At 38.2% G+C, this 24690-nt stretch carries 23 protein-coding genes; 16 read left to right on the top strand and 7 right to left on the bottom strand.

The features are described from left to right. Nucleotides 1–6: 6 nt before the first annotated feature. The 4 genes from BMZ99_RS09250 (at nt 7) to BMZ99_RS09235 (ending at nt 4991) form a co-directional block, all read left to right on the top strand. On the top strand, nt 7–1749 hold the full coding sequence (locus BMZ99_RS09250; protein WP_090935733.1) for a hypothetical protein: 1743 nt from the start codon (nt 7–9) through the stop codon (nt 1747–1749). A gap of 949 nt (nt 1750–2698) precedes the next feature. Next, entirely contained in the window at nt 2699–2905 is a 207-nt protein-coding gene (locus BMZ99_RS27560) for a hypothetical protein (RefSeq protein WP_407670187.1), read from the top strand. A gap of 260 nt (nt 2906–3165) precedes the next feature. After that, on the top strand, nt 3166–3633 hold the full coding sequence (locus BMZ99_RS09240) for a pyridoxamine 5'-phosphate oxidase family protein (protein ID WP_090935729.1): 468 nt from the start codon (nt 3166–3168) through the stop codon (nt 3631–3633). A gap of 224 nt (nt 3634–3857) precedes the next feature. Next, a complete protein-coding gene (locus BMZ99_RS09235) occupies nt 3858–4991 on the top strand; it encodes an MFS transporter (protein WP_175490511.1) in 1134 nt (377 codons plus the stop codon). Between the two features lie 92 nt (nt 4992–5083). Here BMZ99_RS09235 and BMZ99_RS09230 read toward each other — a convergent pair whose 3' ends face one another. The 3 genes from BMZ99_RS09230 to BMZ99_RS09220 form a co-directional block, all read right to left on the bottom strand. After that, complete coding sequence (locus BMZ99_RS09230; protein ID WP_245754892.1) at nt 5084–6376, bottom strand: D-alanyl-D-alanine carboxypeptidase family protein; 1293 nt, start codon at nt 6374–6376, stop codon at nt 5084–5086. Between the two features lie 215 nt (nt 6377–6591). Further along, complete coding sequence (locus tag BMZ99_RS09225) at nt 6592–7161, bottom strand: CBO0543 family protein (RefSeq protein WP_090935720.1); 570 nt, start codon at nt 7159–7161, stop codon at nt 6592–6594. A gap of 11 nt (nt 7162–7172) precedes the next feature. Further along, nucleotides 7173–7742 carry a hypothetical protein gene (locus tag BMZ99_RS09220; protein WP_090935717.1) on the bottom strand — a complete coding sequence of 190 codons (570 nt, stop codon included), beginning with the start codon at nt 7740–7742 and terminating at the stop codon, nt 7173–7175. Between the two features lie 339 nt (nt 7743–8081). Between BMZ99_RS09220 and BMZ99_RS09215 the strand changes: the two genes are divergently transcribed. The 4 genes from BMZ99_RS09215 (at nt 8082) to BMZ99_RS09200 (ending at nt 12204) form a co-directional block, all read left to right on the top strand. After that, nucleotides 8082–9677: an ABC1 kinase family protein gene (locus BMZ99_RS09215; RefSeq protein WP_245754891.1), complete on the top strand. Its 1596-nt coding sequence runs from the start codon at nt 8082–8084 to the stop codon at nt 9675–9677. A 137-nt stretch (nt 9678–9814) separates the two neighbouring features. Further along, entirely contained in the window at nt 9815–10897 is a 1083-nt protein-coding gene (locus tag BMZ99_RS09210; RefSeq protein WP_090935714.1) for a saccharopine dehydrogenase family protein, read from the top strand. A 41-nt stretch (nt 10898–10938) separates the two neighbouring features. Continuing rightward, on the top strand, nt 10939–11568 hold the full coding sequence (locus BMZ99_RS09205) for a flavodoxin family protein (RefSeq protein WP_090935712.1): 630 nt from the start codon (nt 10939–10941) through the stop codon (nt 11566–11568). A gap of 165 nt (nt 11569–11733) precedes the next feature. Next, nucleotides 11734–12204 carry a GNAT family N-acetyltransferase gene (locus BMZ99_RS09200; protein ID WP_090935709.1) on the top strand — a complete coding sequence of 157 codons (471 nt, stop codon included), beginning with the start codon at nt 11734–11736 and terminating at the stop codon, nt 12202–12204. Between the two features lie 136 nt (nt 12205–12340). On the opposite strand, the gene BMZ99_RS09195 is transcribed toward BMZ99_RS09200, so the two are convergent. From BMZ99_RS09195 to BMZ99_RS09180, 4 genes are all read right to left on the bottom strand, one after another. Further along, the gene (locus tag BMZ99_RS09195; protein ID WP_090935706.1) at nt 12341–13321 is read right to left on the bottom strand and encodes a DUF5692 family protein; all 981 of its coding nucleotides are present in this window, start codon (nt 13319–13321) and stop codon (nt 12341–12343) included. A 129-nt stretch (nt 13322–13450) separates the two neighbouring features. Continuing rightward, nucleotides 13451–14065: a TetR/AcrR family transcriptional regulator gene (locus BMZ99_RS09190; protein WP_217645067.1), complete on the bottom strand. Its 615-nt coding sequence runs from the start codon at nt 14063–14065 to the stop codon at nt 13451–13453. Between the two features lie 223 nt (nt 14066–14288). Further along, complete coding sequence (locus BMZ99_RS09185; RefSeq protein ID WP_090935700.1) at nt 14289–15836, bottom strand: sigma-54 interaction domain-containing protein; 1548 nt, start codon at nt 15834–15836, stop codon at nt 14289–14291. Nucleotides 15837–15883: 47 nt separating this feature from the next. Further along, nucleotides 15884–16258 carry a hypothetical protein gene (locus tag BMZ99_RS09180; protein WP_090935697.1) on the bottom strand — a complete coding sequence of 125 codons (375 nt, stop codon included), beginning with the start codon at nt 16256–16258 and terminating at the stop codon, nt 15884–15886. A gap of 760 nt (nt 16259–17018) precedes the next feature. On the opposite strand from BMZ99_RS09180, the gene BMZ99_RS09175 reads away from it, so the two are divergent. The 8 genes from BMZ99_RS09175 to BMZ99_RS09140 form a co-directional block, all read left to right on the top strand. Then, nucleotides 17019–17621 (top strand): TetR/AcrR family transcriptional regulator, encoded by a 603-nt coding sequence (locus BMZ99_RS09175; RefSeq protein ID WP_090935694.1) that lies wholly within the window; start codon nt 17019–17021, stop codon nt 17619–17621. A 24-nt stretch (nt 17622–17645) separates the two neighbouring features. Further along, complete coding sequence (locus BMZ99_RS09170) at nt 17646–18668, top strand: HlyD family secretion protein (RefSeq protein ID WP_217645066.1); 1023 nt, start codon at nt 17646–17648, stop codon at nt 18666–18668. Nucleotide 18669: 1 nt separating this feature from the next. Next, on the top strand, nt 18670–19836 hold the full coding sequence (locus BMZ99_RS09165) for an ABC transporter permease (RefSeq protein WP_175490510.1): 1167 nt from the start codon (nt 18670–18672) through the stop codon (nt 19834–19836). After that, a complete protein-coding gene (locus BMZ99_RS09160) occupies nt 19821–20990 on the top strand; it encodes an ABC transporter permease (RefSeq protein WP_090935689.1) in 1170 nt (389 codons plus the stop codon). The genes BMZ99_RS09165 and BMZ99_RS09160 overlap by 16 nt, the downstream gene beginning before the upstream one ends. Before the next feature lie 37 nt (nt 20991–21027). Beyond that, nucleotides 21028–22395: a TolC family protein gene (locus BMZ99_RS09155; protein WP_090935686.1), complete on the top strand. Its 1368-nt coding sequence runs from the start codon at nt 21028–21030 to the stop codon at nt 22393–22395. A 91-nt stretch (nt 22396–22486) separates the two neighbouring features. Continuing rightward, a complete protein-coding gene (gene hypB / locus BMZ99_RS09150) occupies nt 22487–23161 on the top strand; it encodes a hydrogenase nickel incorporation protein HypB (RefSeq protein WP_090935683.1) in 675 nt (224 codons plus the stop codon). Between the two features lie 218 nt (nt 23162–23379). Further along, nucleotides 23380–24387 carry a 4Fe-4S binding protein gene (locus BMZ99_RS09145; protein WP_217645065.1) on the top strand — a complete coding sequence of 336 codons (1008 nt, stop codon included), beginning with the start codon at nt 23380–23382 and terminating at the stop codon, nt 24385–24387. 57 nt (nt 24388–24444) lie between these two features. Beyond that, a partial coding sequence (locus BMZ99_RS09140) for a helix-turn-helix domain-containing protein (RefSeq protein WP_090935679.1) occupies nt 24445–24690 on the top strand: 246 nt, incomplete at its 3' end.

The raw sequence follows: 24690 nt of genomic DNA, 5'->3' as shown, positions 1-24690 counted from the left end.
ATCTGAATGGAAAACATAGTCATTATTGTTACGAACATTAAGGGCAAGGATAAGGATGACGATCTACTTGATAACGATTTGTTATTACATATATTTGAAAGCACGTGTATGGAACTGATGTTGTTACATGGAGAAGTAAAGAAAAATCCTGGTAGGCTTATGGTTATTGATGATACTATCTCGTTAAGTTCGAAAGTTACCTTTCAGAATGAAGAATTCTTATTGAAATTTTCAAAAGGGACATATAAAGAAAATTGTACAATTTCCATTGAAATTTTTTATGAGAAAAGCGGAATGGCGAATGAAAAATTAAATATGCCCTTGTATCTTTTTAAAATAGGTATAAAAGATTGCCTTCTTAAGTATTTTAAAGAAATATATTGGGAAACAGACACACAGAATGAAGGAATATGTAAAGAGCTTTATCATAAAATGCACTTTATTGAAAATAATTTTCGACACTTAATAAATAAATATATGATTGCAGAAATTGGCTATTCTTGGTTTAAAAAAGTAATTCATCAAGAGTATATTGTAAAAGCCCAAGGGTTTTCCCAGTGGTATTTACAAAAAAAAGAATATAAAGCCTTCAAGAACGTTCAACCGTATTTATTTAATTTACAGGTAACAGATTTGATAAAAATGCTGAAAAATAGTTATGTTGGCACCGTTGATAAGGAATTAGTATATGAGCTTAAAAAAATTGCAAATAGCTATCAAGGAAATATTAATGAAATTCTAAAAGAAGAATATCAACAATTGCTCGAGTGTCAATCTATTTGGGAGAAAGAATTTATTGATATATTTGGAGTTGATTTTGAAAATCAATGGAATGAATTTGGGAATATGCGGAATATGATTGCTCATAACAAACCAATTTGCTTAGAGCTATATAATGATATTGTTGCAATAATTAACAGATTATCTGGGACTTTTATTAGGGTAGAGCGAATTTATAAAGGCAATCTTCGTTCCTCTGAAGAAAAAGATGTAGAATACTTATATGATAAGTATTCTGATGATTTTTACATGGTAGAAGCAGGGATAGATAGTATTCCTGAAGATGAAAGAGAAGTTTTACAAGAAATAACTGATACTGAAGAGTATGGTGAATTAACTTCTCTATTTGAAGAGTTTGAATCTAATATATATTGGAAAATTGAAGATTTACGCTCAGTTCTATATGATATTCAGAGTATACGCTTGAAAAAAATTAAAGTAATTAATCTTAAATCAATGTTAGAAGTACTGTGTAAAATTATTTATAATTATAATGAAGCTAAAAGAAATATCACGCTTCGGTACATAGATGTAACTAATCACATAAAAGGTTTAGAGGTAATTTTTGATGAGATGATAGATAATTTCGATGCCGCTCTAAAGCATTTAGATAGTGTCTATAATGAAATTTTTTATAGTGAAGAGTTTCATCTGGGAACTATTGCAAAAATGAAAAATATTTCTGGTGATGTTTTAGAAATTGTCGCCAACGGTTGTATTTGTATTGATAAGGGAAATACAGATACTTTATTAATCGACTTAGTTGAAAATGGTGAAACTATCTTGACGGGTGAGATTATTAAGTTTTATAGTGATTATGAAATCAATGATGAAGGAATTTCTATACCTATAAATGAAGATGGGCTATGTATAAATATTGAAGAAATAGTAGAATACATAAAAAAAACTTTTGCTGATTTGGATGATACACTATCTAAATATATCGTTGACCTACAACAATTTGTTTAAAATCTGCATCAGAATACTACCGTAATTCATGGATCAATTCACTAGCATATTCCTGATTGTTATTGTGGCGTGATACTTCAACTTTATCATTTCAAAAGGAGAAAATGTCTAAGGATAACGGATAAGTATTGTCAGAGACATTAATCTCAACTTTATAAGTTGGCTTCTTTGTTTATAGATTGGTCAAATGCAGATGAATTAATTGAGTATTGCAAGGATTTTGTAAAGCAATTTGAAAATCAGGAATTTCCTATAACACATTATCAATTTATATTAAACAATGGATAGGTGGTATAAAAAAACTAAGAGAGATACTCAAACAAGGTCATGTCAGCACTGAAACGTGAGATAAGGAAAAGGCACTGGACGAATATAAAAAATGGTATGAAAAATATAATATTGTTGTGGGTTCTGCTAAAGCTAGGTACAAAAGAGGGCAAATGTAGTTGACTGATGAAGAGTTCAAGAGAGCGTGTTGCATAGAAGCGGCAGTATTAAAATATATAGAAAGTGCAAGGGAAGCTCAAAAAATGTTAGGGTTGAAAATTAATCAATATCAGAGGTAAATTTAATACATTCTTCAATAAAACAAAAGCAGAATTTATACGAGCTACAAAAAATGTATAAAAAATTGTCCATTTAGATTGCTACTAATTTGTGATTTGCAGTCTTTTGAATGAGAATCAATTATTACCTTAACTTAATAATTTGATCAATTTGCAAAAACCTATTTACTCAAAGCAAACTTAGATAAATCAACAATTCATGAGAATGGACAAATTAATTAGTAATCATACCGAGTGATTATACCAATACTTTTTCTTCATTAGCCTTTAATACGCCAGAGAATACCGCCTTATTTGGTACCACAGAATTTACTCAGTGGTATGAGAATTGGCAGACGAGAGTAGGCAGGCAGCAGGAAAGCAAGGAAGTTTTACATCAATTGATGAAAAATTCGAATCCTGCGATAATTCCGCGCAATCACCGAGTGGAAGCTGCGATCGAAGCTGCTGTGAATCAAGGAGAATACGGCGTAATGGAGAAATTGCTAAGTGTTCTTTCCCGCCCCTATGATCATTCACCGGAACAAGATGAGTTTTCCACATTGCCTGAGCCATCCTCTTATCCTTACCGAACCTTTTGCGGTACTTGAAGTTAAAACACAGGGCTGCATACAATAGTATCCCTCATCAATAGAATAGAATGACCAAGGCCTGCAATACTGCGTGACTTAGCAGGCCTTGGTCATTATTATGGTATGCAGCATTGCAGAAAAGAAATAAGAGTGACTCTTAACTGTCTCATGATTGTACCCATTTAATAATGTTAAATTGGCACTTTAAATAGATATAATATATGGATTATGATATGACCATTACCGTCTCTTCGAAATAAAAGACAAGGGGAAAAAGAATGAAAACAATGAGACTCACCAAGCAAGCATTAAATAGTGAACGCACTCGGATAATATTGAAAACTGCATTTTATGGTGTACTATCTACGGTATCAGAAGATGGCATGCCCTATGGGGTACCTCTAAATCATGTGCTGGCAGACAATAAACTATACTTTCATTGTACGGTAAAGGGACATAAATTAGAAAACATCCTTCATAATTCTAAAGCATGTTTTACAGTTGTAGGAGATACTAAAATGCTGCTTGAAATTTTTACTGCACATTTTGAAAGTGTTATCGCCTTTGGAACAGTACGTATACTGAAAGAGCCAGTAGATGTAGCTCGTGCAGTACGGCTGCTTTGCGAAAAAAATACTCCCCAGCGTTTAGATGTAGTTGATTCAGTTATCGCTGGTTACTTGTCAAAGCTAAATGCTTTAGAAATGACCATTGAACATCTTACAGGGAAAGCATCAGAAGATTGAAAATTCGGCATGAATATCTGCGTATCTTTTGGTAAATAATGAGTTGATAAACAAAGGTAAAATTAGTGAAATCCTGGAAAGTATAATATGCTTTGCAGGATTTTATATTTTTTATGGTAAATACAGTAGCAATATCAATTTATTTGGCAAAAATTAAAATTGTAAATTAAGGGAAGGCGGTAAGAAAATGGAAAGAGTTTCGTCTGCTATCCAAAAATTTTATTTTGATTTGTCTTTCTGGTTTTTTGTATTTTGGAAGCTTCTATTTATTATTACCTACGATACCTCAATTTGTAGCTAGTTTAGGTGGAACGACGAGCCAAATTGGTATCGTTGTAGGAGTTTTTACACTCGCATCAGTTGTGTTGCGTCCTTATTTTGGTAAAATGGCTGATCGTCATGGGCGCAAAAAAGTGATGCTATTTGGTGCAGGCCTGTTTTCACTTTTATTTGCAACCTACGGGCAAATACAAAATGTTGTTCCTCTATATGTAGTGAGAATCATGCATGGTATTGCTCATGGAAGCTATTTAGCTGCTTCTTATGCTTATGTTGCTGATCTAGCACCTCTTAAGCGTCGGGGAGAAGTTATGGGAGTCTATGGTATTGCCAATGTGGTGGCAATGGCACTTTTTCCAGCTTGGGGCAGTATGATTATCACAAGTACTCATGATTTTTCTCGCTTATTCTTCTTTTCCATTATTACTGCTGGTGCAGCATTTTTGTCGGTTCTATTTGTGGACGAGATTAAGCCGGCAGAACATGAAAAGCAAGCAGTGAGTATTTGGGCTATTGGCCGCCAACCAGCTGTATTAGTTGCTTCATTAACATTTTTTACCGCAGCAACTGTTTATGGTACTGTAATCACATTTTTGCCAGTATACGCACCGAAGCAAGGGATCAGTAATTTCGGAGTGTTTTTTACTACGTATGCAATTTTTACTTTCATAAGTCGAATCGCAGCAGGTAAATTATCTGACCGATATGGGCGGCGTAAAGTGATTATTCCCTTCTTAACTCTTTTAGCAATTGCAACATTCTTACTGCCGTTTTTAGAGACTGTAACATTGTTGCTAGTAATTGGCGGATGTTTTGGTTTGGGATTTGGTGCATTTATGCCTGCATTGAATGCTTTTGTGGTTGATCGGACATTACCACATGAACGAGCGAGTGCACTTGCCTTTTTTACTTCCTTTATGGATATTGGAATTACCACTGGAGCAGTACTGTTAGGGATCGTTGGCGAATATTTTGGGTATGGAGTAATGTACAGTGTGGGGGGGATGATTGTTAGCTTAGGAGTGGCATTGTTTGCGATTTGTTCAAAGGAAACTCTTCAGCAAAAAGAGGTCAAGTAAGAGCAAAAGAATAATGTATTAGCTTACGCATCTGCAGTATACGGTGTTTAGATGCAAATTCTAATCGATAACTGGATTAGTAGATCTGATTTTTAAAGGGGAAGCGTAAGCCGTATGCCAACAAGCATCTTATTCTTCTTCCTTGGATCATATTTTAAAGCGGGTCCTATGTAGCTGGTTCGATTGAATATGTTAGATTGAAATAAGTATGCGGCATCAAGCGAATGGTCACCATACGCGCTAAACTCTACTAGGTTGCCTGAATTTAAAGCAGGTACAGCTAGCCGTACACCAATGCTAATCTTATTTGCCTTGTGAGAATCATATTTTAAAGCTGGTCCAATGTAGCAGCTGCTCTTGAAAATGTCAGTTTGAAATAAATACGCAGCGTCAGAGGAACCGCTGCCATAGACACTAAGTTCTAGTAGTTGGGATTTCAAATTAGCAAGTTGATTATGCTGAAATTCTTCTGTCATTTGGTTAGGTGACTTTATTTGACTATAAGATTTCTTGTCTATAGGTACTATATCAGTATTGACTTTATTTTCTTCTATGTATGCTGTTTTAGGTGAATTAGTAGCCTGTTCTTGAGGAAGTGGTTTTTCTGTATGATTAGCAGCTTGTTGTGATTCGATTTGTTTAAAACCATAATCTAAGAGTTTGATAGCATCTTGCCAACGATTTTCACTATGTAATACTACAGTGATCAATTGCACACCATTCCGCTGGGCAGCTGCAACCAGACATTCTCCAGCTTCTCGAGTAAAACCTGTTTTTACTCCATTACTTCCAGGATACATACCTAGCAGTTCGTTGATATTTTCTTCTTTTTCGTCAGTGCCTCGATTCATAAAATGAATGGTCTGATAGTTATGACTCACATAGTCAACAAAGCCTGGTTGATGATAAGCATAAGCGGTAATAATCCCTAGATCATGTGCTGTCGTATAATTGTACGGATCAGGCAGGCCGTGAGGGTTAGAAAAATGAGTATTATTAGCCTGCAATGTAGTAGCTTCATCATTCATCCAGTTAATAAACACTTGCGGTGAACCTCCGCCTACATGTTCGGCTACTGCCTGTGCAGCATCATTGCCGGATACAGCCATCATACCACGCAATAAGTCTTGTAAAGTCAGCTGATCACCTACTTTTAATTCAAGACTCGAACCTTCGATTCCGACCGCACTAGCATTCACCGTAACAATCGAATTTAAATCTCCGTGCTTTAGAGCTACCAAAGCTGTTACGATTTTGGTAGTACTAGCTGGATACATAATTTTATCTTTATTCTTTTCATAAAGAACTTGATTGTTATCGGCATTAATTAAATACGCTGCTTCCGAGTTAATTTGAGGCGTTGCTGACACGGTCATAGTTTGCATAAACAAAAAAAAGAAAAATAGCAGTATTTTGCTCTTGCAAGGCACATACATATCTCTCACTCCTTAGTAATATTACGATAAGAACACAGGTAATTTTGTATTCTTTCGAACTTTAGTCGATATATATCGGCTAAAGTAATTATACTCTCTGAAAATGTGTATGGCATTTGAAGAGAAAGAAGGTTAAGCTAAAATGCTTCTGGAAGTATAAAATTTTATAGTATATGTTTCTCTTTATTTTTTCTAGCGATAGCATATATTTTAAGAATCATCCACCGAAGGAATATTGCTATTGTAATATAGATGGGGAAGCCATAATAATACTTCCATTTAAGGAGCAGATAAAAATCGCCCCACACCAGCAGCGGTTCTAAAATAAAGCAGAATACGGTTGCCATTAGCAGTGTTGCCCACAAAAAAGTTTTCCAAGTCTTGCAATTCTGGTAAATCAGAGAATAGATCATTGGTAAGCTAGCCAGGTCTACTGCTGATAAAGGCGGAAATATTGCAATAATATCAGCGGGATATTCCCAGAGAGTTAGCTCTTCCCCCATTTCATCCAAAATGAGAGTAATGATGGCTGTTAAACCCGCATGTAAGGTGATTTCCGGCAGGCGGGATTTATCCACCAATTTGCACCAAACCAGGGCAGAAAAAGCAAAGACACCGATTAAAACAAACCATCTAAAGTGAAAAAGATCTTCCTGCAGCCACTCATTGATACGCAAGTAAGTTAGCAGCTTTTGCAATTCTACAGCCGTAGATACTTCGGTATCGAAAAACATAGATTGCCTCCTTAGCTAGAATGTTTTTGAGCATTTTCGGCAATGGAATAGATGAGAACAACGGCCCCTTTGATGAGTAGCGCCGCAGTGAGGTATAGCAAGAAGCTATAGCCATAGCTCCAATTCAGTAATCGATAGAAATCAGCCCAGACCAGGAGCGGGTCAATGATAAAGGACAGTAAGCCAGCAACAATAAAAGCAGCGCAGCTAAAACTCTTCCAAGTAGGAAAGAATTGATAAGCTAGGGATAATGACAGAGAGACAAATAATAAGTTAATAGCGGTTATAACCGGAAATACAGGAAATAAATAAATGGGATAAACCCATAAAATTAGTTCTTCGCCGCATTCATCGATGCCCATCATGACAATCGTTATTAAAACCGTATACAGTAGAACTTCTGGTATTCTTGTCTTATTGAGTAGTCTCCACCATAAGACAATAGAGAATGTAAAAAGTCCTAGCAGAAACCACCATTTGAAATGAAAAACATCTTGCTGCAGCCATTTGCCAATATGTACCGAAGTAAGCATGTTTTGTATTTCTATTTCAGCTGCTAAGCCGGTTACAGAAAATAACATATGCTGCCTCCTCAACGTAGTTAAACCCTTTTTATTATGCCACAAGAGAGGGGCTTGCATTCTATTATAAATTAATCTTATGCAAGAAAGATAGGCTGCTTTTCGATTTTCGATAATTAAATCACATATCGTAATCCCATTGTACCCTTCTTCAGCAGAGTGAGCATTATATTCAATCATCCTTGGACAAGCTATCTAAAGATTATATGATCAACTTAGCAGTATAGAGGTTCAGCAGCAATCCACTTATAGCAGGAAAGAATAATTGCATTCGAGAGAAAAGACGATCTTAATATTTCATAAAGATAATAATCGCTATGTTGAATAGGAGTTGAAAATATGGTATCTCACTCAAAAATACGACGAACAGGAGCCGTTCTCAAGCTATTTGCAGGCTTCTTTACAGAGATTGCCTGGTATAATTTCCTGCGTAAAATAATTGGACCTAAAATAGAGTCTCGACTGCCGCAGCTTTATCGTAATCAGGCCATTCGATTCCGAGAGACAGCGTTAGTTTTACAAGGATTAATGATCAAAGTCGGACAATTTTTCAGTACCCGTATTGATGTACTGCCAGTAGAATATATTTCAGAATTAACTCTCCTGCAAGACCAAGTTCCACCTGTAAGCAGCAGTCAAATCAAAGAAGTGGTTAGGAGAGAACTTGCGAGTAACGTGGAAGATCTATTTGCTGATTTTGATGATCATCATATCGCTGCAGCATCCTTTGGACAGGTTCATCGAGCTGTTTTGCTATCTGGGGAAGTGGTGGCAGTCAAAGTACTAAGGCCTGGTATTGAAAAGATTATCGAGATCGATCTCACTGCCTTTCGAACAGTAATCTGGATGTTAAAGATGTTCACTAAATGGGAGAAGTATGCGGATTTTGATGCTATCTATGCTGAATTTAGTGCTACCATCCGTGAAGAACTTGATTATCGCCAGGAACTATCTCATCTGGAACAGTTTCGGGCAAACTTTCAAGACGATCCGATGGTTTCAGTTCCAGCTGTTTATCCGGAATATTCAAGACAGCGAGTGTTGACACTGGAATTCGTCTCCGGGTACAAAGTCACAGATCGTGCCGAATTATTAGCAGCAGGAATTAACCCAAAAAACGTCGCAGGAACTTTAGTGGATTCTTACCTTAAACAAGCATTGATAGACGGATTTTACCATGCTGACCCTCATCCAGGTAACTTGTTTGTGAGGCCAGATGGCGGAATTATTTTTATTGATTTCGGCATGGTAGGCAGAATTACGGAGCATAACAAAAAGGCTGTCCGCAAATTGATTAGTGGAGTAATCGGCAGTAATGCTGAAGACGTATCCCGCGCATTGCAAGATCTAGGCTTTATCAAACCAACAGCCAATCTCTTAAGTCTGCAAAAAGCAATTGGTTTATTATTGATTGGTTTGCAGGATATGCAATTAGAAGAGATTGGTAAATTGAAGATTGACGGACTTTTAGAAGAATTACGTGAGTTTATCTACTCTCAACCCTTTCAAATTCCCGTACATTATACTTTTTTGGGTAGAGCTGTGGGAACTCTTTCAGGGATTGCAACAGGGCTAGATCCTAATATGAATATCTTAGAAGTGATAAAGCCTTATGCGAAACAGGTTCTTGGTCAAGACTTTTCACCTTTGCAGCTGGCTTGGCAAAAGACAAAAAAAATAGCTTTGTCGGGCGTGGAGATTCCGACTTTGCTGGAGCAGACTTTAAGAGACTTCCGTTCTGGAGATGTCCAAGTTAAAGTAGAAATGGGACCTGTTCTAAGGCAATTACGGTTTCAGGAGACCTTAGCAAATCGGATTGTATGGACAATCTTATTGGCAGGTACAGGGATTGGAGCGGCTGTGGTTTGGAGCAGCGGGCAAAAGACATGGCTATTTCACTACTATATATTATGGGGGTATTTGCCTTGCTGTTAATAAATAATCTTTTCAAACGTGCTGAAAAAGTATTGCGCTGGCATCGTCATTCTCGTCGATGGCGAGATTAGAGATATCATAGAAAAGAAAAACAAAAAGCGGTTCAATTTTATCACTGAAAGGAGAAGCGATAAGCCTTGAAAGATAAAATTATAGTAGTAGGCGGATATGGTAAAGTTGGGCAAATCATTTGCAAAGATCTTGGAGAGCTGTTTCCTGGAAAAATTTTTGCTGCCGGAAGAAGCTATGATAAAGCAAAAGAATTTTGTTTAAGAACGAATGGCAAGGTTTTACCATTGCAAATGGATGTACATGGAAATAAAGGACATGAAGAGCTCTTTCAAGAAGCATCTCTAGTGGTAATGTGTCTAGATCAACAGAATCCAGGGTTTGTGGAAAGGTGTTTAAAAGAAAAAATTCATTATGTTGATATCTCAGCTTCTCATGAATTTTTACTGAAAGTGAAAAGCCTGAGTTCCAGCATATCATCAATAGAATCGACTGCTGTGCTTAGTGTAGGATTAGCTCCAGGTGTGACAAATGTGCTGGTGAAGCATAGTTTACAGTATTTAGACCAAATTCATTCTGCGAATATTTACCTTATGTTAGGTTTAGGCGAAGCACATGGAAGGGCAGCAATTGAATGGATGATCGATAACATGAACACAGTGTTTTTTGTGAACGACAAAGGCGTTAAGAAGCAGGTAAGAAGTTTTGAGGATGAAAGAAAAGTAATTTTCCCTAACAGAATTGGTCAAAGAAGTGCTTACCGATTTAATTTTACGGATCAACATGTTTTACCTGAAACCCTAGGGATTCCCTCTGTATCCACAAGAATCTGTTTTGATTCAGCAATCATTACCAATCTAATCGCATTATTGAAAAAAATAGGTGTTCTGTCTTTGCTGCATCAACCATTTTTTCGCAGGCTGGTTATTCATTTATTTGAGAAGATTAAGTTAGGATCAGAGATCTACGTTGCTAAAGTGATTTCAGAAGGAATCATTAATGAGCAAGTAATTCATTATGAATGTTCTGTTTATGGCGAAAAAGAATCTTATATTACAGGAAAAGTTGCAGCTTTTGTTGCTAAGCGCATTTATGAAAAACCATATCCTGCAGGCATTTTCCATATGGAAGAATTGTTTGAATGGGAAGATTTATTTGATGAACTTCAGTCTTTTACTCATTTTGAAGGTAAGAAGGATCTTAGCCAGTAATGAAAGCATATCAAAGCTATTAAAACAATGGAGGGTTTTGTATGAAAGTATTATTAATTAATGGCAGCTCCCATAAAGAGGGTTGTACATTCACAGCTTTAACAGAGGTAGGCATGCAATTAGAAAAAAATGATATTGGAACAAAGATGGTACATATAGGTGTAAAGCCTATCAGTGGTTGTATTGGCTGTTATAAATGTCAAGAACTTGGAAAGTGTATCTTTACTGATGATATAATTACTTCATGTTTGAACGAAATGGAAACAGCAGATGGATTAATTATCGGCTCACCTGTGTATTTTGCATCAGCTAACGGTAATTTAATTAGCCTGTTGGACAGAATGTTTATGATTGGCTCAATTAGGAATCTTTTTGCTCATAAACTAGGTGCTGCCATTGTATCGGCAAGACGTGCAGGAACAACGGCAACACTGGATGAATTATATAAATATTTTACAATAGCTGAAATGCCGGTAGTGTCATCAAGCTACTGGAATATGGTACATGGAAATAGTCCGGAAGAGGTACGTCAAGATCTTGAAGGCATGCAGACGATGCGTAATCTTGGCAATAATATGTCATGGCTTTTAAAGAGCATAGAAGCTGGGAAGAAGGCAGGCATTATGCTGCCACAAAGGGACAAGAAAATAAGAACTAATTTTATCAGATAAAAAGAAACCTTCAAACGCTTGCTTTTGATTTGGGGTGTTGATTTACGGAAATCTATCAATACTGAAAGGTTTCATCTTGTAGTCATTCTAAGTACTTGCATCCCTCTATCTGGGGCAGGTACTCTTAATCATGTGTTAAGAATCTAAAGATAGGAGATTTCAATAATGCTCATCAGACGATATAAAACAGAAGATTGTTCCGAAATGATTCAACTCTTTTATGATACAGTTCATACCGTTAATGCAAAGGATTATAATCCTGCTCAACTTCATGCTTGGGCATCGAATGATATCGATAGTAGTAAATGGGATAAATCACTTTCGGAAAATTATACGATTGTAGTAGAACGTGATAGCATTATTATTGGATTTGGAGATTTAAGTCGTACCGGACATTTTGACCATCTGTTTGTCCATAAGAATTTTCAGGGCCAGGGGATCGCAACGTTAATTGCAAATGAAATTGAAAAATATGCAGCCGAAAATAATATATTGATGATTACAACAGAAGCTTCCATTACTGCAAAACCTTTTTTTATAAAACGTGACTACAAAGTAAGTAAGCAACAAACTGTCGAGCGTAAAGGTCAATTGTTTATTAATTTTTTTATGAAGAAACAGCTGACAAGTTATTAAGAATTTGCGAGATTAAAAGAACATTTTAAACAAAAGAAGCAGAGTTTTAATAAATTCTGCTTCTTTTGCTGCACTATTTTGTTATCTAGTTACATTATTACTACCACAGGAATTTTTAATTATGTTGCAGTACTTTTTATCCTGCAAGAGTGTTAATTTCTTGATATTTTTTAAGTCCTGTATAAAGATCTCCAAGATAAGGATTCTTTTTTGTAGTTACGACTTTGTAAATCATATAAATAAATACTGCTACATTTGAAAGTAATGCTGCCAAACTCCATGCGAGAAGAAGAGCTGGATCGTAAGTAGACGAAACTGCATAAGCACCCTTATCAATAAATGCAGGGAAGGTTTGAGCAAACATACACCACAAGGCTAACGTATGTGCACGATGCTGCAGCCATGCGCCTTTTCCGACAGTAAATGCACAAAGCGTTGGAGCTAACAGCAATGCGAAACCACAGTACCAAGCATGGCCTGGAAGACAGTTATAAGTGTAATCAAAATTCCAAAGATCATAGGCTATTATCCAGAACCATAGCATATCGGGCCATAGCATATCCATACTTCCATCTTTTTCAGTCTTTTTCCTTATACAAATTCCAAGCCAGCCAGTGATCGTTATGATATTCAAAATACCAGCAATTCCATTTATGAAATTCCATGAACCTCCAAGAACATACATTGCTTCATCCGCTAACATTCCGCCGCCGGCATAATGAAGACCAACCTCAAAATCACGAATTACGGCTTCTAATATGTTAATAGCTAGAATTAAAGGCGGAAAACATAGTGCCCATTTCTTGTCTGAAAGCGCCCACTCTTTACCTGTTGATTTATTTATTCCCTTAATATGTCTGATACACCAAAAACCGATACATCCAGCGGTAGAAGAATATACTTTGGCTAGATGGAACCAATCAGTATAAGTTGTATCTTTCAAAGTTGTAAACCATAATACAGAAAGTATGACTGGTAGGACAGTGAAACAGAAAAGACCAATATATTTGGATCTCCGAGTTACTTCATTTAAGTAATACAGTCCAGCAAAAACGAGTATCCAAATAGCCCATACACTCAAAGCTGATGCCCCTTCGGCATAGTTGAAAGTAAACATTCATTACCCTCCTTTAATATGAAAAAATTTACATTTATAGTATTTATTATAAGGAGCGTATAGACTGTTATTCAATAGACAGATAAATGAGAATGTCAGGATTCCCGATATTCTTCCTCCCATTGCTTCTTATTGTTCTTTGGCGAAACCTGCTACTGAACGAGCAATATTTCCTACTATCATTATCAAAAGTTTTCTAAGAATAATTTGTGGTTCTCTTTTCATTCCTTCGCTTACCCAATCTATAATTAAACCGTTAAATACATGCCTGTAAAAATTAACGATAAAGAGTTGATCGTTATCGGCTAATTTGACTCCCATATTTTCAACACATTCTGTAACTACATCATTAAGCAATTTATTTGAGAAATTTGTAAAGCAGGTATTAGCCTCAGGCCAATAGGAAGAATGATATACGTGCAAAATCATTTTTGAGTTTTTTTTCAAATAGTTCATTGTAGCCAAAAATCCGCCTTCCCAGGTCTCAAACGTTCTGTTCTGTGCAATTTCTGCAGTTAATTCTTCAAATACTATGACTTTGAAGATATCGATGATATCCGTAAAGTAATAGTAAAAAGTCTGTCTGTTTACATTACAATGTAAACAAATTTCTTTTACTGTAATTTTGTCTAAAGGTTGGCTCACTAGTAATTTCTTAAATGAATGAATGATTGCAGTTTTAGCATGCTGTTTCATAATTTTTTCCTCCATAGTGGGATTGAGTATGCTTGTAGCTGCTTCCATTTCTTCGGAGAAGATTTCGTTGCTAATGCATACATTTATAATCTATATGCAAAATACATGCCAGATTTTGGTTGGATTGCTTTCCCTAAGCCTAATTATTAGCCGTATCTATATATGTTTAAAAATAACATGTTTGCTATAGAGTTTGGAAAATTTGCATAAAAAATAATGATTCCTGTCAGGAGCTGACAAGAATCATTATTTTTTTATAGGCTTTAGTCTGTTACACCATTAGCATCCCGTACTTTTTTAATCTTCTATAAAATGTGCGAAGCGGAATACCCAGATAATCAGCAGCCTTAGTCTTATTGTTATGGCATATTTTTAGTGCCTGAACAAAATCTTTGCGCTCATCATAGATATACTCATTCTGATCTTGCGTATTCGAAACGAGCTGTGAGGCAGCAGCATGCTCTCTAAATTGTGCTCCAACTGTAAAATCGCTTAAATAATGACGGATTTCTTGCTCACTAATTTCCAGCTCGTCATTGGTGCTGATAATCCCTTCCAGCGTATTTTTTAATTCCCGCACATTTCCTGGCCATAAATAGTGCTTGAAAAAAGAAGCAGCACTTTCTGATAATCTTACAGCTGGTTTGCCTAACTGGGCACAAATTTGGGTAATGAAGTGTCTGGCAAGTATCATGATATCACTTTCGCGGCTGCGTAAGGGTGGAATATGAATTCGTATAATGCCCAGTCGATAGAACAAATCCTCTCGAAAAAGGCCGTCCGAAATTTTTTTCATTAAATTTTTATTGGTGGCGGCAATGATACGTACATTCACATGGACAACCGTATTACCCCCCACCTTCCGGAAACTTTTCTCCTCTAAGACACGAAGCAAGATAGCCTGTAAATCTAGCGGCATGTCGCCAATTTCATCTAGAAAGAGTGTTCCATTGTCAGCAAGCTCGAATTTACCTAAAGTACCTTCTTTTTTTGCACCAGTAAATGCACCGCTTTCATAACCAAATAATTCACTTGCAATAAGATCCTTAGAAAGAGAGGCGCAGTTAATTGCAATAAAGGGTTGGTTACGCCGCTTACTATTGTTGTGAATTGCTTGAGCAATAACATCTTTTCCAACGCCGCTTTCCCCTAGAAGCAAAATATTACTATCTGTGAGAGAGGCGGTTTTACTGCGTTGAATTACAGCCTGCATGGCGTCGCTTTTTTTTATGATAGTATCAAAGCTGTATTGTGCGTTGCTAGAATACTGAGAATTTAACCTGCTGATTTGTTTGATGGAAGTGATATGCAAAATGATGCCGTGGGTATGAAATTTCTGCTTTAATGGTGCAGCACTAATGCTGATATCAATCTGCTTTCCCTTTACATCCAAACGGATATTCTTATCGGTGACTTTTTGATCTGTATCAATTATCTTCCAGAAAGACTTGTTAGAGGATGTAGTAGGGATAATGTTATCTAGTCTCTCATAGTAATAATCCCTCAATGGGAGTCCGAATATTTTGATAACTTCATCGCTCATTATTAGAATATGACTTTGTCCGTTGGAGCGGTCAATACTTAATATTCCATAGTTATCTGGCATATTGCCGAGTGTATTTACAGTACCGAACCAAAATAACTGTAATTCGATCACCTGAGTTATGGTAAATACCCAGGACAGCATATTATCACTCGAACTGCATCTGGGTATGGCCAAGGCAATTCCTCCGTAAAGCTCGCCATTTTCAAGTTTAATCGGAGCAAAAAAATATGCCCCGTTTGTTAAAAAGCGGGAAAAGTTATTTTCACCTATCAAGGATACAAGACTTTCCTGCAGGATACCCAATGAAAATACATTGGTCCCTATTTTTTTTCTGACCAGCGTGTTGCAATCTTAATGTGGTTATTGGCCGCCCATGTTTGGAATCGATCTTTACCATAAAGCCGTAAGAGGCAGCCAGATTTATCAAACAGTATCAAACCATACCCGTTATCAATATAGCGCTGCTCCAAAGGTGCCAAAACGCTGTTTGCGAAGACACGCAGTCGTTTTGTGTCTCTTTTGATTCTGTTAAATTCCTGCGGAGAAATTTCTTCGGGCAGTGCATTCATGTAGTCCAAATTATAGGAAAGACTCGTTTCCCAGCTCTGCCGGGTAAGGTTATCCATTTCCTGCCGTGCATCGGGATCAATGTGCATGTGCATCCATTTATCCATAAAGTTATCTTGAGCGTTCATGAGATTCTCTCCCTTCAAAGTCATTAAAAAAGAATGCTATAAGGCATATCGGCAGTTTTTTTGTAGACTATTGCAAGTCAGTGTACAGGATTTATCTTTGAGAAAACCATTTTATGGAATACAAGCATATTTTGAGATTATCATGAAATTGTTGTTAATTCAATAGCTTTATATGTACTAACAACTTCAGGATGAAGCTACAAGTATTGTAAGTTTAAAGTTACCTTACAGAAGGTTCATAATTAGCGTACGTATATTTGTGCAGAATTTGCCGGCTGCACGGGTTTTTTCTTTTAGAGATCGGCGTGATGTGACATGAAATGGCATGTACAGTAATTGGTTGTGGCTTGAAATGGCATACTTTGGTTGCACTGCTCTTAGCAGGGAGCATGGAGATATGATTAGCATGCAGCTAAAAGGCACGGTTCAATTCTAGCAAGGTCTCATGGTACGCATGCCGTCAAGCTTCATCTTAGCTGATTTAAATAGAATCGCAGAGGTATAGATCCTTCGTTTAAAGATCCCAATAATTGTAAAGTGGCATGAATTTTGCAGTACTAGTTAACAGCAATACGATATGGTTAGTACTGAAAGGAGATGAAAACCTAATTGTTATCTTATTTTACTAAACCAGCACTACAATATTCTTCGTTAGCATTGCCTGCATCTGTCATAGGATCAGGAATATTTGCTATTGCCAGCCAGCAGCACTCATTTCTCTGACCAGGGATTTACTAGAACTGATTTTAGGAAGGGTAAGATGGATCTTTGTAAAATCCAAATGGAAAGATTAATCATTGATCATGCGAAATATAGATTTGACCGCTTTGGCTATAAAAAGACGACAATGGATGAAATAAGTAAAGACTGCCGCATTTCCAAGAAAACAATTTATGTTTATTTCAAGGATAAGGAACATTTATTTCATAGTCTGCTATGGTACGAAAGTCATAAAGCTAAGAACTATATTTTGGCTAAGACCCAGGAAAGTGACGACCCGGTGGAACAGCTGAAAATCTTAATTAAAACCACAGAGGAATATTTTAATCAAAATTGTTTTCTTATTAGGCTTTTAAATGATGAACAAGCGTTATACCCCATTGCTTTTCAAAGAAAATACCGTCAGGAAGTGGAAGAGGCCCTAGTTCCTTTAATTGTTGAGATACTAACGCAAGGTAAAAAAAATGGAAAGATCCGCGACATCGATGTTAGCAGTGTAGCTTATGCTGGCTTAAAAATGTTTCAATGTTACATGCAGACTCGCTATTTGGAACAAGAAACAAAAAATCTAGGATGCTCTGTTACGGTATTGATTGATCTGCTTATGCAAGGGCTGCTTCGAAATGAAAGTATATCAATGTAAAGTATTAAAAGCGGAGGTTGGACTATGTTGACTGAAAATCGCATCTTTCTGTTCAAACATCAAGTTGCATATATTTTGCTGGTGTCCTTGATTAGTATCATTTTAGGTGGATGCTCCACCGCCACGGTAGCAAAGGAGGTTTGGGGGCGGGCAGAGGCCAAAGAAGTGGATGTAAATTCGAAGATACCAGGTCGGGTTTTAACTTTGATGGTCAAGGAAGGTGATCATGTGACAAAAGGGCAGATTCTTGCCCGGATTGACAGTCGTGATATTGCCGCTAAGGCCAATGAAGCTCAGGCAGCGATTAAAGCTGTAGCGGCTCAAGTATCTCAAGCTTCTACGGCGACTTCCTTGCAAAGTCAGACTGCTGAGGCAACCGTCGATGCAGCTCAGGCACAATTAAGTAAGGCTGCATCAGATTTAACGTTAGCTGAAACCGACTACAAACGTTTCAAAAAACTTGTAGAGTCAGGGTCCGTTTCCCGCCAATTATATGATACGTATAATGCTCGCTACGAAGCGGCACAGGCAGGGTATGCCTTGGCAGAGACCAATGTGACCAAGGCGCAGGCTGGGTTATTGCAGGTATCTATGAGCAAAGATACTGAAGAAACAGCCCTGCGAAGAATGCAGCAGTCCCAAGCTGCCCTGCAGTTTGTAGAGGTTGCATTGGATGAAACCGAAATCAAGGCTCCTTTTGACGGGCTCATCACTGCCAAGTATGTAGAAGAAGGTGCGATGGTCTCAATTGGTATGCCGATTGTAGCGATTCAGGATTCCGTAGACAACTGGATCAATGTAAAAGTGAAGGAAACCGAACTGGATAAGTATCAGGTTGGCCAAACCGTTCAGTTGCAGGGACGTGACAGTGCTGTAAAAGTTCAAGGAACAATTACTGATATCAGCAAAAAAGCGGAATTTGCAACCTATCGTTCCACGAATGAGCGTGATGACAATGACATCATTACCTTTAATGTTAAAATCCAGGTCAATTCCGATATTCTGCGTCCAGGTATGAGGTTCAAGCTTATTGATGGGGGAAAGTAATATGTGGGAGATCATAATTCAGGAATGTAAGGCATGGAAGAAACGGCATGCATCACTTGCCATTCTTTTTGGAGTGCCCTTTATGTTTGCCCTGCTCTTTGGATTTCTCTATAGTGCAAATGTAATCAAAAATATTCCGCTGGTGATTTATGATCAGGATCAGAGTCTGGTCAGCCGCGCTCTGATTCAAGCTTTTTCCGATTCGGAGCGATACCAAATTGTCGGTCAAGTGAACGGTCAAGAAGAACTGGATGAATATATAAGGAATAAAAAGGCAATAGCCGCTCTCACCATTCCGTACCATCTCTCCCGTGATATTAAGCAAAGTAAGGTTGTGAATCTTTCAATTGAAGTCAATTCCCCAAATATAATGTATGCTAATTCGGTTCTTTCCACTTATCCAGAAATCACTGGGCTTGCGAGCGTTGGTGTTGCCGTAAAGCAAATGGAGGGGCTGAACCAGCCCCCGGCTCAGGCTGTGAGAAGTGCAGCTCCGGTAAGAATTAATGTTCGAATTACCGACAATCCGACAGCGTCTTATACCAATTTTGTTTTGCCCGGTTTTACTATAAATGGCTGGATGATTGCTATGTACCTTGTGACCAGTACACTCTTAACCGCAGACTATTTTGATTTGGCGCGGAGAAATCTGCCGACGTGGATGATCATTACCAGTAAGCTGTTACCTTGTTGGCTGCTATCAGTTGTGTCCTTTATTTTGTCATTTACGTTGCTTGTTACTTATTTTCATATTCCGCTGCGCGGAAGTGTACTTCATTTGTTATCGGTTGCTGGCGGGTTTGCATTTGCTGTTAACGCATTTGGACTGTTCGTCTCCTCAATTACGCCGAACATTATACTGGTAATCGTGAATTTTGCTGTATACATTATGTCGGCCTTTCTTTGTTGTGGATACAGCTGGCCGGTGATTGCCTTCAATGATTTTGCCAATATCTATTCCGCCATATTACCGATTACTTACTGCGCGGTCACCATTCGGGAAATTATGCTGTCAGCTGCTTCGCCGAACATGGTTAAAAATATTCTGGTTCTAATTGCATTTGGTATTGGTTGTTGTTTGGCGGCAAGAAGCATATTGTCGCTGCGCTATAAAAAAATAAATGCGAATCCGCAGTCTGAGGAGGGCTTTCCATGCAATGGTGGATGATCCTAAAAAGGGAAATGCGTCAAATTTTTGTAAAAGATCCTCGTTTAGCTGTAGTAATATTTGGAGCTTCGATCATTTATCTGGTGATATTTTCCTTGTTGTATGGAACGCATGTTGTAAATTATGTACCGCTGGCAATTTATGATGAGGATCAGAGCTATATTAGCCGTGGTCTTATTCAAGCCTTTACCGATTCAGAAAAGTTTGATATTGTCGTCCAGCCTGCTACTGTGGATGAAATGCAGCAAATGCTTCAAGACCATACGGTCTACGCTGCGGTTCATATTCAGCGAGGCTTTGCGAAGGAGATTGTCAGCGGCCGGTCATCACCCGTGTTTTTTATGACCAGTGGTATTAATTTGGCTATAACGAACACGGCAACAACGGCTGCTGCCGAAATTGTTGGGGCTTTCAGCCATAGTGTCAGTATGAAATTGGCGGAAAAGGCAGGCTTAAAGCCCAGTATGGCGGACAACAAAACCGCCCCGGTACGGGTTTCGCTCAGGGTTCATGGAAATCCAACGCTCAGTTACCTATACTTTTTTGTCATTGGCCTGTCGATGGCGGCTTTCCAACAAGCGATATTTTTGCCAGTTGGCGCAAGTATAATTGGCGAGTACCAGAGGCTGCATGAATTGGCGGACAACTCAGCCCTGAAAATTATTGGGTTAAAACTGCTGTTATACTATCTGCTGGATACGCTTTCATTTTTTTTGACGCTGCTAATGGCGGTGAAGGTTTTTGCGATTCCATGTAGAGCGGACTTTTTCAGTATACTCCTTTTATCGACTGCATTTATTTTTTGCGCAATGGGATTCAGTGCTGTAGTTTCTTCGTTATGTGACAGTGAAGTCACCTTTAGTAAGCTGTCACTGATCTATGCAGTTCCGGCCTTTACGCTATCTGGCTACATGTGGCCATTTTCGTCAATGGACATCTTTAGCCAAATATTATCTTACTTTATTCCTCTTACTTATTTTGGAGATTCCTTACGTGACTTGCTGCTAAGTGGGCATACGCCGCTATTGGTGCGAAATGTATTGCTACTATATTTCACAGGAGTCGCTTTAATCGGCTTGGCCATCGCGATTTTCGCGTATCGGCGAAAGCAGATTCTAAGTGCTGAATCCATCAGAGTTGAGAGTGTAATATAACTGTAATGTACTTGCAAGTAACAAAGGAGGTATTTAGATGAATTGCTGGAAATATCGCAGAATCTTTTTATCGATTGCTATTCTGGTATTAATAGTGACTTGGTCATCGGTTCAAGCCGCTGAGGATGAGCTGGAAAAACTGACGTTGAATGAAAGTATTGCATTAGCTCTGGAAAATAATCCATCGCTGAAAATTGTCCAATCTGCTAAGGAACAGGCCCATTGGAAAGTAAATCAGGCCCGCTCCTATAAAGGCATAACTCTTAATTATGACTATACCAGAGGTCGAACCAATGAAGCGCCTTCCTGGTATAATAACACGACGATTAATTATCCGGTTTCTTTTTATCCGGGCACAACAAAAGAGATTGAGTATCCTGCTTGGACAGAAACATATGGTGTTTATAGGCATCAATTACAACTTCTATATCCGCTTTATACCGGTGGTAAAGTTGAAAACACGATTAACATGGCCAAGCATGGCGAACAGATCGCTGATTTTGCTCTAATTGCCGCCAGGCAGCAACTGACAGCGGAAGTAACTACTGCCTATTTTCGCGTATTGCAGGCGCGGAATCTTGCAGATGTAGCAAATCAGGCTGTAGATGATCTAAGTACCCATTTAAAAATTGTGCAAAATCATTATGATGTCGGCACAGTAGCGCTCTCCGACTTACTTCAAACCGAGGTTCGTCTGGCTAATGCCCGTAATAATTTAATCAAAGCTCAGAACGCTTTTAGTTTAAGCTGTTACAATCTCAATAAAGTGATAGGCCTGCCTCTCCATAGTAAGGCCGTACTGACGGAAAACTTTGCATTTGAGATATACAAACCGTCAGTAGATGAATGCATTGTAACAGCATTGGATAAACGACCGGAAATGGCCCAGGTCAAACTTCGTGCCGAGGTAGCTCGGGACCATCGTAAAATTGCTGAAAGCGGCAATTTGCCAACCGTTGCTCTGCTTGCAAATAAAACATGGCAGGATACGTATCCAAGTACCGCAAAGGAGACCTCCTTTTGGCAGGTAGGAGCTTTTGTCAAGTTCAATGTATTTGATAATGGGTTGACAAAAGCGGAAATTAAACAAGCCGAAAATGAAATGACCGGAGTAAAGGAACAAATAGAGCAGACCAAAGATAAAGTTACTTTGGATGTATGTCAGGCCTATTTAAATGTACAAGAAGCCAGCGGAAGGATTGAGAACAATAAAGTTGCAGTCAATCAATCTGAAACTGACTATAAGATAACACAAGAACGTTACGAAAACGGCGTTGGGACAAATCTTGACGTTATGGATGCAGAACTGCATATGACACAGGCGAAAATTAACTATATTCAGGCGTTATATGACTATCATATAGGCAGGGCTCAACTTGATAGAGCAATGGGAACAATTCAGTAAGCAATGATTTTAGATGAATTTCTCATAAGTTTTCAAAAAAACGTATTGCACGAATTTTTGACAGTAAACTTTAAAAGAGGTGAGTCAAGAAATGGATGCATTTAAAATTATTGAAATTAAGCAGAGTGTTTTTGAAGATAACAATCAGCAAGCAGCTTTACTCAGAGAAGACTTAAAAAGGAATAAAACTTTTTTATTAAACCTGATGTCATCACCCGGCTCAGGTAAGACAGCCGTTTTGTTGCGTACGATTGGTCTATTAAAAGATGAAATGCATATTGGCATTATGGAAGCAGATATCGATTCTGCGGTTGATGCAGAAAAGATTGCAGCTACTGGTGTGAAAACGATTCAGCTCCACACTGGCGGTATGTGTCATTTGGATGCAGAGATGACCAGGCAGGGGCTAACTGAAATTGGTGCAGCTGATTTGGAATTTGTCGTTCTCGAAAATATAGGGAATTTAGTATGTCCAGCGGAGTTTGATACCGGCTCAGTGAAGAATGCCATGATTTTGTCTGTCCCCGAAGGTGATGATAAGCCTTTAAAGTATCCACTGATGTTCTCCATTTGTGACGTAATTCTTATTAATAAAATTGATGCCATGAGTGTATTTGATTTCGACATGCAAGCGGCTAAAGAGCGGATCAAAAAACTAAACCCTGATGTACAGATCTTCCTGGTTTCTGCTAAGACCGGTGAAGGTTTTGAAGCGTGGGCGGACTGGATTCGTACTGAAGTAAGAAAATGGAACAAAAATGAATAAATAGAGGCAATGAAATAACGCAAGCGTAAGAATGCCGTTACCTTGACAAATGTCAATCGGTGACGGCATCGCTTCCCTCCGAGGTCAGAGTCTTTTCACAATAGTTTGCAATAACATAGAGTATCTAAGTATGGCTAACGTAAGTGGATAAATGCCAAAATCAAAAATAGAAAGGTAAAATAGCGCATAGAGAAACTTTATTTTTTGGGGGAATCTATATGGTTAAAGAAAAATTATTAGATCTTGCCAATCATGTTAACCGATCAAAACGTGGTTCAACTTTTGCAATTAAGTCAGAAGATCCGGAATATATGATTTTCGAACCTGTTGTTTCGGATGAGATGGCAGAAGTTGGACTTTGTCTGGAATTGCGCAAACCGAAGAGTGCGGAAAATGTTGCAGCTATGTGCGGTAAATCTGTAGAAGCAACAGCAAAACTTTTATGGGAATTGGCAGTTGCCGGTGTTTGTTTTGTTAATAAAATTGACGGTGTTGATAAATACTGGCTTGATACCTGGATACCTGGCGTTATGGAAATGATGGTTAACAATAAGGAAAATGTTAAAAAGCATCCGCAAATTGCAGAGGCTTTCGAAGCATACGGAAGGATAAGAGGACCGAAGACAGCTGGTAATTTCCCTGTAGGTAAAGGCTTAATGCGGGTTATTCCCATTGAACAAGCAATTCAAGGTGAAACGCGAAGAGCGTCATATGAGGAAGTCTCCAAATATCTCAACGAAAATGAAATCTTTTCTGTTTCAGATTGTTCTTGTCGTACAGCAAGAGAGGTCAAGGGAGAAGGCTGCGGTCACTTGAAGGAAGATATGTGTGTGCAGATGGGCCATGCTGCCGAATATTATATACGTACAGGTAGAGGTCGACAGATTACTCGAGAAGAGGCTTTTGAAGTTATTAAAAAAGCCGAAGCAGATGGTTTGGTACATCAGATACCGAATACAGATGGTTCCGGAAAAACTCACGCGATTTGTAACTGCTGCGGATGTTCCTGTTTTTCTCTGAGAACTGCAGAGATGTTCTTAAACACCGATATGGTCCGTTCAAACTATGTTGCATTAGTAGATTTAAATAAATGTGTTGCTTGCGGACAATGTGTTGAAAACTGTCAAGTTAACGCATTGCGATTAGGTCAAAAAATTTGCACTAAAACACCCATAATCGAAAAGAAACGCCCTCTTCCCTATGATAGACCGCATCCCAAGAAATAGACATTGAGAGAAAACGCCCCCTGTTGTAGGATAGAAACTACGACAGGGGGCGATTGCATGAAAAGGGAATATACGCACATCAAAATAATGGAACCAGAGATAATCGCCATGCGTGAGCAAGGCAAAACACGCCAGGAAATAGCAGATGCACTGGGGCTCACAAAGGTACAAATCAAAAATTGGGTTCGGCGTTATAACAGGAAACCGGAAGTTTGCATACCTAAAAAGCGGGGAAGACCGCGCACGTCACCATTCACAAAACAGCGTGAAATGGAGCTGCGCATTAAAGCATTGGAACGGGAA

The sequence above is a fragment of the Pelosinus propionicus DSM 13327 genome (assembly GCF_900114615.1).
GTDB classification, from domain to species: domain Bacteria; phylum Bacillota; class Negativicutes; order DSM-13327; family DSM-13327; genus Pelosinus; species Pelosinus propionicus.
This window is presented reverse-complemented; position numbering and strand designations above follow the sequence as displayed.